The following is a 12,986-nucleotide window of genomic DNA, read 5'->3' as shown; positions in this document are numbered from 1 at the left end:
TGAACGCTTCGCGTCCTGTCGCTGCCTTCGCCCTGCTGGGTCTGCATGACTCAAGGATTGCTGATGCCCGCGTTTTCCCTCGATTTGCCATTGCCCCGACGAGGGAGAACGCCGATGCGGGATGCTCCGTCTGCTTAAGGCGATGGGTGAATCAGCCGGCCGCTGCCAGCGCGGTGGAACAATCGGCCTGCGGTTCGATCCGAACTAGCTATGGATTCGACCGAATATGTGAAGGAAGCACCATGACCGAAGGCATCCTTATTGGGGTGACTGCGGTACTTGTCGCGATCACGCTCATCCAATACTGGAGCCACCCGAGCTGGTGGGTGCGTGGCTGGGACTTTCCCAAGCTGCAGGTGGGCGCGCTGTTGCTGATCCTGCTGCTGGTCCAGATCCTGCTGCTGGATTTTTCGAACTGTTGGAACCTGTTGCTGCCGCCGTTAACGCTTGGCTGCCTGGCTTACCAGTGGTGGTGGATCCGGCCCTACACGCGTCTGGCGCGCTGCGAGGCCGATTGGGCCGACCCGAACGGTGATGGGCCGCGGATCCGCATTCTTTCCTCCAATGTGCTGACGCCGAACCGCCATGCCGATCGCCTTATCGAGCTGGTCCGCCAGTACCGTCCGGACGTGCTGGTGACGCTCGAGACCGACCAGTGGTGGGACGAGCAACTGCAGGTGCTCAGCACCCAGTACCCACACTGCATCCGATGCCCGCTCGACAACCTCTACGGCATGCACGTGTTCTCGCGGCTGCCACTGGAGCATCAACGGTTGAGCTTTCTGGTGCAGGACAATATCCCGTCGATGCACGCCCGGTTGCGGGTCGATGAGGAATTGTCGGTGCGCATGCATTTTCTTCACCCGGCGCCGCCGAGTCCGACGGAAAATGACGAATCCACCGAGCGCGACGTCGAGCTGCTGATTGTTGGGCGTAGCGTCAAGCAGGCCGAGGGCCCGGTTATCGTCACTGGCGATCTCAACGATGTTGCCTGGTCGCCGACCACCCGATTGTTTCGCAAGATCAGCGGCCTGCTCGATCCGCGCATCGGTCGCGGCATGTTCAACACGTTCCACGCGAATTATCGCTTTCTACGCTGGCCGCTGGATCACTTCTTCCATAGCGCCCACTTTCGTGTGGCGCGCATCGAGCGCCTGCCAAGCATTGGTTCGGATCACTTTCCGATGTTCATCGAATTGCAGTACGACCGCCGACACGCGAGCGAGCAGTACAGCCTGGAGCTTGATGACGATGATCGCGCTCGTGCACAGGAGAAAGTCGAGCAAGAATCAGCCAGCCAGGCCGATGTGCCGAGGCCCTGAGCGGTTATGTCAGCGCAGCCAGGCCTGCAGCGGGTATGGCAGTCAAACCCCAAAGGGAAAGGTATCGTCCTCGCCATCGATAGCGGGACGGCCGGGTAGGGGCGTGACGGCTCGGGTCTGCTCGAACCACAGGTAGGCGTCGAACTGCTCAGAGAGAACTGCCTGCGAGTAATGACTCTGGCGCTCTGTCTGCGGCCGGTAGATCACCCCTATGGCGCGCGCTAGCAGGGGTTCGGCGAGCAGCTCACGCAGCGCCTGTCGCTTTGGCCCGCGCCAGTCGGTCAGTGAGGCCGGGATGCCCGCACGCAGAAACTGCCCCTCCCAGCTGTCGGCGCGCGAAGGCAGCACATCCTTGACGTGCATTTCGCCGTTCCAGTGGTCAGCGGCGGCGACCTGGCCGCGGTCGGTGCCCATGCCGAGCAGCACGGCCGCGTTACCGAAGCCTATCCGGCACAGCTCGCCAAGATTGAAGCGACCGCCCCAGCCCATCCCGGTCGCGCGGGCATCGCCGATGTGCGAGTTGTGCGCCCAGACCACCGTCTTTGCAGCTTGGCCGCGGTGCTTGAACAGCGCTTGCAGGGTATTGAACATATGCCGGTCACGCAGATTCCAGGATTCCGCACGGCCACGGTAGATGGCGCGGTAGTACTGCTCGGCGCTGCGGATGACGCGCGCGTTCTGCGATGCATTGAAGAAGGCTTCGTCGTCCTCGGCAAAGCGCGCCAGACGTTCCCCGAGCAGCTGTTCGAGCTGCTTGGTCACGGCGTCCTCGCAGGAGGTTTTGCCGTCGCGTTCGACCAGATGGCCGTACATCGCAGGCTCGTCCTGCCAGGGCGAAAAACAGGCGTAGCGTTCCCGGGCCTCGTCGGCCAGCTGCGGATCGGTGCCCTCGAGATAGCGCAGCACTTCGTCGATCGAATGGCGCAGGCTGTAGACGTCCAGCCCACGAAATTCGACGCGCCGGGCCATCGGCAGCGCCTGGTTGTAGCGATGCAGCCATTCGGCGAACTCGGCGACCTCGGCGTTGCGCCACATCCAGGTCGGGAAACGCTCGAAGGCCCGTTCGCGCCAGGCTGAGGGACCCAGGCCACGCACGCGGCGATCGATCTGACCGGCGTCCGGCCAGTCGGCCTCAGCGGCGACGATGGTAAAGCCGTGATGCTCTATCAGCCGCCGGGTGATCGCCGCACGCGCCCGGTAGAACTCATGGGTGCCGTGGCTGGCCTCACCGATCAGCACCACACGGGCCTGGCCGAAGCGGTCGAACAGCGCGCCGAAGGCCTCGCTGTCGACCTCGGGCAGCGGCTCGGCGGCTTCGCGCAACGCGGCGGTGATGTCCTCGCGAGGGGCGATGGCCTGCTGGCGGGCGAACTGTTGCAAACGCTCTCGGGCCGATGCGGCCATGGCGGTCCTTCCACAGTAACGCGGCTGGTAATCAGCAGACCGGGCATGCCGGGGTGCTGTTCCACGCGACTTCTGTATAGCCGATGGGCGTATACGTGACCGCCCGTCCAATCGCGGGAATGCCACGTCGGGTCGGCAGTCCCTTCTTTATATTTGTCTGGCAGCCGTTTCCGGCAACGGCTGCGCGGTCCATGCAACCCGCTGGCGGCGCGCCGCTGCAATCAGCACGGCCTCGCCACGCTGCAGTGGGCTGACCCGAACGCCACCTCAATTCGCGGGCCTGGCCAGGCCCGCCGGACATTTGGAGGCTGCATGCAACGACGTTCCTTTCTCTCCACGCTCGCAGCCAGCAGTGCATTAGCGCTGGGCGCACCGCGGATGCTGGCCCAGGCGAGCAATACCCAGTCAGCTAGCCGCTCCCCCGAGGCGCTGCCACGTAACGAAGGCAATCACCCGCGTTACAGGCCCGAGCAGCGCTTCGGCCTCGGCAGTGCCATTGCCCTGGGCGACATGCGCCGGCAGATCACCGAAGAGCAGGCCCGGGCCATTCTCAACGCCGCCTGGGAGCAGGGGATTCGCTATTACGACACCTCGCCGTGGTACGGGCTGGGCCTCAGCGAACGGCGGGTCGGCCAGCTGCTTTACCCCCGCGAGCGCGACAGCTTTGTGCTGTCTTCGAAGACCGGCCGGCTGCTCGAACCTGACCCCGGCTACGATCATCCGGGCTGGCAGGGTATCGATAACTTCCGCCCGGAATGGGATTTCTCCGCTTCGGCGACACGCCGGTCGATCGAGGACAGCTTGCAGCGCCTGGGTGTGCCGCGATTGGATATGGTGTTCATTCACGATCTGTCGCCTGATCACATGGGCGAGCAATGGCGCGAACGCTTCGAAGTCGCGCGCAAGGGCGCCATGCCCGAGCTGGTGAAGATGCGCGAAGAAGGGCTGATAAAAGGCTGGGGCCTGGGTGTCAATACGCTCGAACCGCTGCTCAAAACATTGGAAGTCTCCGACCCTGATATCAGCCTGCTAGCCACTCAATATTCATTACTGAAGCATGGGGATGCCCTGACCCGCGCCTTTCCAGCCTGCAAACAGCGCAACGTCTCGCTGGTGCTGGGCGCGCCGCTCAATTCCGGTTACCTGGCCGGGGGCGAGTACTACAACTACAACCGTGGCGCGCCGGAGGACATCGCCGAGAAGCGCGAGCGCTATCGGGCATTGGCCCAGGAACATGGCGTCGATCTGCGCACCGCGGCCCTGCAGTTCTGCAACGCACCGGAAGTAGTCGCGGCGGTAATTCCCGGGGCGAGCAGCCCCGAACAGGTTCGCGAGAATGTGGCCTCCATGGTTGCGGCGCGTGTACCGGATGCGTTCTGGCAGGCGGCCAAGTCGCAGGGGCTGATGCATGAGAACGCACCCACACCAGCGTGAACCGATCCTTGTCCTGACCGCGCGGCGCCCGGCCAAACACGACAGCGGGACAAGGCCAACGATCCCCGCCCGGTGTGCCGGGCGGGGCAAGAAGTGGCTACCAATCGGCTAAAACCGACCGGCTGACTTAACGGTGCGGGCGGCACCTGCACCGCCGAACGTCCTTGTCTGGATGCCGTCCGGCGGTTGTCGCTTCCCAGTGATGGAAGGGCGGCGTCGCCCGCGACTACAGCCGGTCCCAACCCTATACCTGCCTAGCCCGGCCAAGCACAGCCGGATCATTCCATTCTCCCAGGAGGTTTCATATGGGCAAGCTCAGCGGCAAGATCGCCGTCATCACCGGTTCCGATTCAGGCATGGGGCAGGCTATGGCTGCCGCGTTCGCTCGCGAAGGGGCGGATGTGGCGGTGACTTGGCATACCGACGGAAAGGGCGCGCAAGCCACCGCCGAACAGGTGCGTGAAGCCGGTAGACGCAGCATCATTTGCCAGCTCGACGTCACCGATGAGGCGAGCGTCAAGGCTCTGTTCGACGCGGTAGACAGGCAGCTGGGCGTACCGCACATCCTCGTCAACAATGCCGGTACGGGCAAAAGCAAGGCCTTCACCGAGCTGACCCTTGATGAGTTCGACCAGGTGTTAAAGACCGATCTCTACGGACCGTTCCTCTGCGCACGCGAGTTTGTCACCCGCCGCCAAAACGAAGGTGGCGGCGGCAAGCTGCTTAACATCACGTCTGTACATGACGCCATTCCCAGTCCGAAGAACGTCGCCTATGGCGCCGCCAAGGGCGGACTACTGCTGATGACCCGCAGTCTGGCCATGGAGCTGGCACCGATGAAAATCAACGTCAACGCCATAGCTCCCGGCCTGATTCGTACGCCGATGACCATGGAACGCGTCGACGATCCGGAGAAGCGCGAGCAGGAAATGCCGCACATTCCCTGGCACCGCCCCGGCAAGCCTGAGGAAGTAGCGGAGCTGGCGCTCTATCTGGTCAGCCCCGAATCGGATTACGTCACCGGGCAGGACTTCGTCATCGACGGCGGGTTGGAAATGAACTGGGGGCAGGGCGCCTGAGCGCTGTCGTGCTGGTCGTGCCGCGGCGCCGCGTGGTAATCGCCCGTCTGATGCTGTTGCATGCCTGTCGGTGCTGATGCGCATGGCCAGGCTTTGAAGCGACGAATCAAGACCCTGGTCCAGGCCGCCGTGCCGGGCCAGTCGGGCTTTCGGTTACTGCTGTCCGGTCAGGAAGCCTTCAGTGCCCGCGCCGAAGCCATCGCTCAGGCCACCGATACGATAGATCTGCAGTACTACATCACCCACGATGGGATCAGGCCCATGAAAGCGCCGAGGACAACCGCAGCTCCGTGCTGGCCTTCACCGGGGGTCGTGCTGTTCACCCTGGTTTCCGCCGGGCTTGGGTCGTGATCAAGCCATGATGGTCGACCCTCGACCTGCTGGCCATTTCTGCGCGCCGGTGCCTTTGCAATAGAGCTAGGCGCGAACGGAACGAAGCCTGAGCGCTCACAGCGGCGTGCTTCACTGCTCCGTTTGCTTGCCGCTGAATTCGGTGATCGGCTTGTCGACCTCCTTGTCCAGTCCGCTGGCGAACGTCTTGAGCCCCTCGATGATCGGCATCAGTGCGGCCCATAGCTCGTCGTCATGCAACATCTTGTAGGCGCCGGTTACGCCGGGCGCTTCGTCGTGCTTCTCATCCGGCTTGTATCGCCCGACGGCACCAAAGGCCGACTGAAAGGCAAACACCATCTTGTAGAATTGCGCCGGCTCGATCCGCGACAGCGCCATGCCGAGGATCGACAAGTTTTGAATGGCGTTGAGTGAGCCTTCCTTGCTCACCCCGTCGATCAATACCTTGAGCAGGCGATCGTGTGAGCCGGCCAGGTCGTTCGCCAAGCGCAGCACGCCGCGCTGATGCAGGGTTTCCAGCAGGGTGTCGAGTTCTTCCTGGGCGCTGGGGCCAATCGGGGTCGGCTTGACCTCGTAGTTCAATCGTTGGGCCATCAGAATCTCTCCGGATGCGGGGCTTGGGCGGGCGGCGCGATGTAATCGTCGCGGTACCACTTCACCTCAACAGGCACACCATCGGTCGGCGTGCGCTTGGCATGGCGGAAGTTGTTCGGCGGCAGCGGCGGCTCGCCCTTCTTCGGCAAAACCTCGAGCTTGACCGCGATCTCCTTGTAAGCCGGGGTGTTTACGTCGGGGTCGTGATGCTCGCCGGTGAGTAGGTTGAGGCCCGGTTTGCCCTGGTGAATCGGCATGAACAAGGTTTTCCCAGCGACCCGGTCGGTCACGGTGGCACGCACCTCCACCGAGTCGCGACGCGAGGTGATCGTCACCCAAGTGCCGTCCTCGATTCCGCGTTCGGCAGCCAGCTCCGGGCTCACTTCGACGAACCAGTTCGGCGCCTGCGACCAGATGCGTGGGCCGCGGCCGGTCTGGTTGGTGCCTTGGAACTGCTCAAGCATGCGGCCGTTGTCGAGCATGATGTCGTATTCGCTGTCGGCGGCTTCCGCCGGTTGTTTCCATTCCAGCGGGAAGAGTACGGCCTTGCCGTCGTCGGTGTGGAAGCGCTCGGTATAGAGCAGCGGCGTGGTGGTGCCATCGGTTTGCATCGGCCAGAACAGCGACTGCCAGCCCTCCAGCCGTTCATAGCTGACGCCTTGGAACATGGTGGCGATGCCGGCTACCTCGTCCATGATTTGGCTCGGGTGGGTGTAGCCCCAATCGTGGCCCATTCTGGCGGCGAGGTCGGTGAGAATCAGCCAGTCCGGCCGGCTGTTCCCCAGCGGCGGCAGCACTTGGTAGAAGCGCTGGATACGCCGTTCGGTATTGGTGAAGGTGCCGTCCTTTTCGACCGAGGGTGCGGCCGGCAGCACGACGTCGGCGAACTCGGCGGTGCGGCTCATGAAGATATCCTGCACGACCATGAAATCAAGGCTTTCAAAACCGCTGTGCACGTTCTTGCTATTGGCGTCGGAGAAGGCGGTCTCCTCGCCGATGATGTACATCGCTTTGACGGAGCCCTCGTCGGCGCCTTGGACCATGGTGAAGTTGTCGTTGCCCTTTTCCAGCGGCAGACGATCCTTCGGCACGCCCCAGGCCTCGGCCCACTTGTCGCGGTTCTTTTCCTCGGTGACCTTCTCGTAACCCGGGTACATGTTCTTCAGACAACCGAAGTCACTGGCACCCTGCACGTTGTTGTGGCCGCGCATGGGGTAGCCGCCGGTGCCGGGACGGCCGTAGTTGCCGGTGACCAGCAAGAGATTCGAAAGCGCCGTGCTGGTATCCGAGCCGTGGCTGTGCTGCGTGATGCCCATGGCCCAGAGGAGGCAGACCGACTTGGCTTGGCCGATCATTTCGGCGGCCTCGATCAGCTTGTCCTTGGCGATGCCGGTGACCTCGGCGGCGAAGTCCATGGTGAAGGGCTCGACCGACTTCTTATATTCTTCGACCTGATTGACCCGGGCGTTGAGGAACGCCTGGTCCGCGTAACCGTGCTCGAACATATAGCGCGACAGCGCCGAGGCCCAAACCATGTCGGTGCTGGAGTTGGGCCGCAGATGGATGTCGGCGCGCTCGGCCATCTCGTGCTTGCGTGGGTCGAATACCACCCACTTCTGTCCACGGTGCTTTTTCTGCGCCTTGAGCTTGGAAGCGATTACCGGGTGGTTTTCAGCCAGATTGCTGCCGACGATGACGATCAGCTCGGCCTTTTCCATGTCCTCGATGGTGCCCGAATCGCCCCCGTAGCCGACCGTGCGGAACAGGCCCTTGGTGGCCGGGTTCTGACAGTAGCGCGAGGAGTTATCGACGCTATTGGTACCGATGATCGCGCGGGCAATCTTCTGCGTCAGATAGGCCTCCTCGTTGCTCGCCTTGCTCGAACCGATAAAGCCGATGGCGTCCGGGCCATGGATGTCGCGAATCTGCAGCAGGCGATGCGCGACCAGGTTCAGTGCCTCGTCCCAACTGGCCTCGCGGAACTTACCGTTTTCACGGATCAGTGGAGTGGTCAGGCGTTTTGGGTCGTTGACGAAGTCCCAGGCGAACTTGCCCTTGATACACGTGGAGATCCCGTTGGCCGGTGCGTCGACCACGGGCTGTACCTTGAGGATGTGCCGGCCGCGGGTCCACATTTCGAAGGAGCAGCCGACTCCGCAATAGGTGCACACGGTCTTGGTGCGCTTGATCTCAGGCTGGCGCCAGTGCAGGTCCATTTTCGATATGGCGGTGATCGGCCGCGCGCCGATGGTCTCCTCGAGCTTTTTGACCATGTCGATCATGGGCCGCTTGATGTCCTGCGGCAGTGCCGTGAAAGGACCTGCGTCGGGTTGCATGGTCTTTTCCAGCAACGCGTTGCATGGGCAGACGGTGACGCAGTGGCCGCAGCTTACGCAGCTGGAATCGTCGATCGGCTTGCCACCATCCCAGAGCACGCGCGGATGCTCCATGTTGAAGTCAATCGTTAACGTCTCGTTGACCTCGACGTTCTGACACGCCTCGACGCAGCGGCCACACAGGATGCATTGATCCGGATCGTAGGTGTAGAACGGGTTGGAATGGTCTTTCTCGTAGGGCTTGCGTTTGAATTCGTAGCGCTGGATGGGCATGTCCATTTGCGCATAGGTGTTGTGCAGCGTGCAGTCGCCGGTGTTGTGCTCGCATAAGGTGCAATACAGCTCGTGCTTGGCCACCAGCCGATCCATACCTTCTTCGCGCGCGGCTCTGGCCTCGGCGATCTGGCTGGTGATCTCCAGTCCGTCGCGGGCCCTGAGCGTGCAGCCGCGCACCAACTCGCCATCCACCTGTACCCAGCACACGTCGCAGGTTTGCGGCGAGCCCAGCGCGCGGTGATAACAAACGTGCGGTAGATCAATGTCATGGCTGGCCAGAAAGTCAACCAGTGGTGTGTCGGCTTCCCCGGTCAGGGCTTTGCCATCGAAGTGGATCGTGCAGTCGGTCATCAGGCCTCCGTCGTTGTTATCGGATGGGTACGTTCGGCGTCCTGGCCTGGTGCCGGCAGGGTCCGGCGGTGACTTCGGTCCTTTTCCCTTTCGCCTGGGTGGGAGGCAGCGGGCGGATCCTGTTGTCTTTAGGTGACTGGCCCGGGGCGGAAAACGTTCCCGTACGTTTCGTAGCGACGTGCGTGGGCTTCGACTCGCAGGAGCCGAAATGCTCGCACCGGTACGTCGGCGGGGCTTGGCGAGATCTATGACTGGCCGTAGCTTTACTGGTGCTGCTCGGGTGAAACCAGATACTCGACCAGCGTCTTGGCGCAGGCGTCCATTGCCTCTTGCATGATGACCTCGTAGCCGTGCGTGTTCTCGGTCGGGATCGCCAGGCAACCGGCGCGAGGGGAGGACCCGGAGCCGAGCACGGCGCTTGCATCCGAGGCGAACCCGGGCATCAATGCCGGCTGCGGACGATAACCGCAGCGTGCGGCGGCTTTTAGCAGCCCATCCGATACCTGCTTGGAGTAGTAACCCTTCTCATCTCCTGTCAGCACGATGGGGTCCAGAGCCAGGCGCGTATCGTATTCGGCGGCTATGGGCCCCACTTCGAGCGCGATGCACGACCAGCCCGGCAAGGTCCGGGCCGCGTACTGCGCGCCCGAGTTGGTCTCTTCTTCATTGGTCGTCAGGACAATCAGCACATCGCCGCGCAGCTCATGCCGCCGCTCTGCCAGGCGTTTGGCCGCTACGAGGGCGGCGACGACGGGTGCTCGGTCATCGAGGAAGTGGGCGGAAACGCAGTCGCGTATCAGGAACGGCTTGCGCCAATGCCGGCTTAGAACCACTCGCGTGCCAGGGCGAACGCCCAGCTCTCCGAGTTCCGCCTTGCTGTAGCGGGAGATCACGTGAACGTCGTTCCATTGCACGTCACCCTTGAGCACATGCATCGATTGGCTCGATTCACTCGTTCCGTGCATTGTTCCAAAGGAGAGCGCTCCGGGAACCGTCTGTGATTCCCCGAGAATGTCCACCGGACACATGCCAAAGTTGACGGGAAACGCCCCGCCCAGCGCTACGACCCGCAAACGGCCGTCATCGTCTATGCGCTTGACCGCCATGGCGATCTCGTCCTGGTGCGCCATGACCCGCATTGAGAGACGCTCCGCTTCCTCGCGCGGAACCCCGGTCGCGCTGATTCGGCCGATGAGGTTGTTCGCCGGATCCTGCCAGACCTCATCGCAGCATTTTTCCAGTTCACGCTGACAGATTTCCCTGACTTCTTCCTCCTGGCCTGCGGGGCCGCGCGCAAGCAGGAGCTCCTCAAGCAGCGCCAGCTGTTCTTGGTTAGTCATTGAATACCCTCAAATCAGTTCCAACAGTGGTTATGACCCGGCCTGTTCGAAACCGTGCGCCGAGCGCGGCCATGTGTGCCCTCAGCGAAGAGGTCATCAGCGCGAATGTAACTAGCGAGGCCAGCGGCGAACAAACGCCACTCTGTCGGTCCGATCGCCTAGCGGCAAGATACGGGGGCCAACTGACTGTTCAAGCTTGACGAAGAAGGTTCTGCTTCTTAATGTATATACAGGTATATACAAAAGGTTCTGTTGCCATGCCTATTGCTCACGAGAAAAGCCTGCTGTGGCGATCAGTTACCGTCTTCGACGGCGCGCAAACGCTTCCGCGACCGATGGCGGTCCTGGTCGAAGCGGGCCGTATCGCCCATTTATCGCCGATGGAAGAGTTCGATGAGGCGATCGCAGCTGGTGCTGTCGAGGCGAGCGGTGGCGGAGTGATGACGCCAGGGTTGATCGATTGCCACAGCCATTTGGTGTATGCCGGCAATCGCGCCGATGAGTTCGAGCAGCGCCTGGAGGGTGTCGGATATGCCGAAATTGCCAAGGCTGGTGGCGGCATTCTCAGCACAGTGCGCGCCACCCGAATGGCCAGCGAAGAACAATTGCTGGCCCAGAGCCTGCCACGTTTGCAGGCCTTGCTAGCCGATGGCGTAAGCACCCTGGAGATCAAATCCGGCTATGGCCTGACCACTGCCGACGAGCTGAAGATGCTGCGTGTGGCGCGCAAGCTCGGCGAGCTGCTGCCTGTACGGATCATCACTACCTTGCTCGCGGCGCATGCGTTGCCGCCGGAGTTTGCGGATGACAGCGACGGCTATATCGAGCTGGTATGCAACGAGATCATTCCGGCTGCCGCCGCCGAAGGTCTGGCCGATGCGGTGGACGTATTCTGCGAGCATATCGGCTTCAGTCCGGCGCAATGCGAGCGGGTGTTCCAGGCCGCAAAGGCCCATGGCTTACCGATCAAAGCGCATGCGGAGCAGCTATCCAACCAAGGTGCGAGTGTCCTCGCGGCGCGTTACCAGGGTTTGTCCGCCGACCATATCGAGTTTCTCGACGAGGCCGGCGTGCGTGCCATGGCCACCGCCGGTATGGTCGCTACCTTGTTGCCTGGTGCGTTTCATACGTTGCGTGAAACCCAGCTGCCGCCCATCGCCTTGCTGCGTCAGTACGGCGTGCCCGTGGCCCTGGCCAGCGATGCCAATCCCGGCACTGCGCCGATCTGCTTCCCGACCCTCATCCTCAATCTGGCCTGCACCCTGTTCCGTTTGACTCCGCGTGAAGCCCTGGCCGGTATGACAGCCGAGGCCGCTCGCGCCCTCGGCCGCCCCGATCTCGGGCGGATAGAGGTCGGGGCTCCGGCCGACTTGTGTCTATGGGATGTGCAACAACCTGCCGAACTCGCCTATGCGGTACAGCCTGGGCGGCTGCGTCAGCGCATCTTTAACGGAGCGATTACTTATGCTCGCTGACCGTTGTTCGATGGCGATCTGGCAAGGTCGCGTGGACCCGGAAACCGACAGTCCGCGTTGGCATCAGCGCATCCAGGCGTTGGTTGCTAACAGCGAGCCCGGCGTGGTCCTGCTTGGCTTCGCCAGCGATGAAGGCGTGCGCCGTAACCATGGTCGCGTCGGTGCGGTTGGCGGGCCACTGGCCATGCGCAAGGCCTTGGCTAACCTCGCCTGGCATCGTCAGGGGCCGGCGTATGACGCCGGTGATGTGGTTTGCGTCGACGGTGACTTGGAAAGCGCGCAAGCGCGGCTCGGCCATAACGTCTGCGCGGTGCTGGATGACGGCCACCTGCCGATCGTGCTCGGCGGCGGACACGAAGTGGCCTTTGGCAGCTGGCTGGGCATCGCCGAACATCTGACCGGCGCTGCGCCGCGGATCGGCATCATCAACTTCGATGCGCACTTCGACCTGCGCGATCCAGCCCAGGCTCACTCATCGGGTACACCGTTCGCGCAGATCGCCAAGCAGTGCGCCGAGCGCGGTTGGCCGTTCGCCTACGCCTGTCTAGGCGTCAGCCGCGCCAGCAATACCCGTGCTCTGTACCAGCGCGCCGCGGAAATGAATGTGCTGGTGCGTGAAGATCGTGAGATTCGCGAGGCGAGCCTGGCCGCCATCAGCGCCGAGCTGCAAGCCTTTGCAGCCGGTTGTGATGCCATCTATCTGACCATTGATATCGACGTTCTGCCTGCTTGCGAAGCACCGGGCGTCAGTGCACCTGCTGCTCGTGGCGTGCCGCTGGCGCTGCTGGAACCCTTGCTCGAGGCCGTCCGCGACAGCGGCAAGTTGCGCTTGGCCGACCTCGCCGAACTCAACCCCGAACATGATATCGACGGCCGTACCGCTCGGGTCGCGGCGCGCCTGATCCATCTGTTGTCTCTGACCGGCTGAGCCTCGCTGGCCGCCCTCAAGAATGAATAGCGAAATGTACCGATGGCCGCTTTCAACCAGTACAGCTGCGTTTCACTGACCGATTTGGCGCAACAC

The 12,986-nt window shown here is 62.7% G+C and carries 10 protein-coding genes; 6 read left to right on the top strand and 4 right to left on the bottom strand.

Annotation, left to right across the window (positions count from 1 at the left end; translation table 11 throughout):
- The first annotated feature begins 242 nt into the window (after window positions 1-242).
- Window positions 243-1,322, top strand: a complete 1,080-nt coding sequence (locus tag H3028_RS00135; protein WP_181295067.1) for an endonuclease/exonuclease/phosphatase family protein — start codon at window positions 243-245, stop codon at window positions 1,320-1,322.
- A gap of 42 nt (window positions 1,323-1,364) precedes the next feature.
- Here the strand turns inward: H3028_RS00135 and H3028_RS00130 are convergent, their stop codons facing one another.
- Window positions 1,365-2,726 (bottom strand): erythromycin esterase family protein, encoded by a 1,362-nt coding sequence (locus H3028_RS00130; RefSeq protein ID WP_181295066.1) that lies wholly within the window; start codon window positions 2,724-2,726, stop codon window positions 1,365-1,367.
- 312 nt (window positions 2,727-3,038) lie between these two features.
- Here H3028_RS00130 and H3028_RS00125 point away from each other — a divergent pair, with 312 nt between their 5' ends.
- From H3028_RS00125 to H3028_RS00115, 3 genes are all read left to right on the top strand, one after another.
- A complete protein-coding gene (locus H3028_RS00125; RefSeq protein WP_181295065.1) occupies window positions 3,039-4,160 on the top strand; it encodes an aldo/keto reductase in 1,122 nt (373 codons plus the stop codon).
- Between the two features lie 305 nt (window positions 4,161-4,465).
- Window positions 4,466-5,239 carry an SDR family oxidoreductase gene (locus H3028_RS00120; protein WP_181295064.1) on the top strand — a complete coding sequence of 258 codons (774 nt, stop codon included), beginning with the start codon at window positions 4,466-4,468 and terminating at the stop codon, window positions 5,237-5,239.
- Between the two features lie 60 nt (window positions 5,240-5,299).
- On the top strand, window positions 5,300-5,590 hold the full coding sequence (locus H3028_RS00115; protein ID WP_181295063.1) for a hypothetical protein: 291 nt from the start codon (window positions 5,300-5,302) through the stop codon (window positions 5,588-5,590).
- A 111-nt stretch (window positions 5,591-5,701) separates the two neighbouring features.
- Here the strand turns inward: H3028_RS00115 and H3028_RS00110 are convergent, their stop codons facing one another.
- The 3 genes from H3028_RS00110 to H3028_RS00100 form a co-directional block, all read right to left on the bottom strand.
- On the bottom strand, window positions 5,702-6,184 hold the full coding sequence (locus tag H3028_RS00110; RefSeq protein ID WP_181295062.1) for a DUF1641 domain-containing protein: 483 nt from the start codon (window positions 6,182-6,184) through the stop codon (window positions 5,702-5,704).
- Window positions 6,184-9,147 carry a formate dehydrogenase subunit alpha gene (fdhF, locus tag H3028_RS00105; RefSeq protein WP_181295061.1) on the bottom strand — a complete coding sequence of 988 codons (2,964 nt, stop codon included), beginning with the start codon at window positions 9,145-9,147 and terminating at the stop codon, window positions 6,184-6,186. The genes H3028_RS00110 and fdhF overlap by 1 nt, the downstream gene beginning before the upstream one ends.
- Before the next feature lie 263 nt (window positions 9,148-9,410).
- Complete coding sequence (locus H3028_RS00100) at window positions 9,411-10,487, bottom strand: M20/M25/M40 family metallo-hydrolase (protein ID WP_181295060.1); 1,077 nt, start codon at window positions 10,485-10,487, stop codon at window positions 9,411-9,413.
- A gap of 257 nt (window positions 10,488-10,744) precedes the next feature.
- Here H3028_RS00100 and hutI point away from each other — a divergent pair, with 257 nt between their 5' ends.
- Window positions 10,745-11,962 carry an imidazolonepropionase gene (gene hutI / locus H3028_RS00095; RefSeq protein ID WP_181295059.1) on the top strand — a complete coding sequence of 406 codons (1,218 nt, stop codon included), beginning with the start codon at window positions 10,745-10,747 and terminating at the stop codon, window positions 11,960-11,962.
- A complete protein-coding gene (gene hutG, locus H3028_RS00090) occupies window positions 11,952-12,890 on the top strand; it encodes a formimidoylglutamase (RefSeq protein WP_181295058.1) in 939 nt (312 codons plus the stop codon). Before hutI ends, hutG begins: the two co-directional genes overlap by 11 nt.
- Window positions 12,891-12,986: the final 96 nt, after the last annotated feature.

Origin of the sequence: Pseudomonas sp. Q2-TVG4-2, assembly GCF_013620795.1 — a bacterium.
Taxonomy (GTDB): Bacteria; Pseudomonadota; Gammaproteobacteria; order Pseudomonadales; family Pseudomonadaceae; genus Stutzerimonas.
Note: the sequence above shows the minus strand (reverse complement) of the source record. Positions and strands in the feature narration are given on the sequence as shown.

Bases quoted from the DNA above. Each gene is read 5' to 3' on its own strand.
- H3028_RS00135 (WP_181295067.1), top strand. From the start codon at position 243: ATGACCGAAGGCATCCTTATTGGGGTGACTGCGGTACTTGTCGCGATC.
- H3028_RS00130 (WP_181295066.1), bottom strand. From the start codon at position 2,726: ATGGCCGCATCGGCCCGAGAGCGTTTGCAACAGTTCGCCCGCCAGCAG.
- H3028_RS00125 (WP_181295065.1), top strand. From the start codon at position 3,039: ATGCAACGACGTTCCTTTCTCTCCACGCTCGCAGCCAGCAGTGCATTA.
- H3028_RS00120 (WP_181295064.1), top strand. From the start codon at position 4,466: ATGGGCAAGCTCAGCGGCAAGATCGCCGTCATCACCGGTTCCGATTCA.
- H3028_RS00115 (WP_181295063.1), top strand. From the start codon at position 5,300: ATGCCTGTCGGTGCTGATGCGCATGGCCAGGCTTTGAAGCGACGAATC.
- H3028_RS00110 (WP_181295062.1), bottom strand. From the start codon at position 6,184: ATGGCCCAACGATTGAACTACGAGGTCAAGCCGACCCCGATTGGCCCC.
- fdhF (WP_181295061.1), bottom strand. From the start codon at position 9,147: ATGACCGACTGCACGATCCACTTCGATGGCAAAGCCCTGACCGGGGAA.
- H3028_RS00100 (WP_181295060.1), bottom strand. From the start codon at position 10,487: ATGACTAACCAAGAACAGCTGGCGCTGCTTGAGGAGCTCCTGCTTGCG.
- hutI (WP_181295059.1), top strand. From the start codon at position 10,745: ATGCCTATTGCTCACGAGAAAAGCCTGCTGTGGCGATCAGTTACCGTC.
- hutG (WP_181295058.1), top strand. From the start codon at position 11,952: ATGCTCGCTGACCGTTGTTCGATGGCGATCTGGCAAGGTCGCGTGGAC.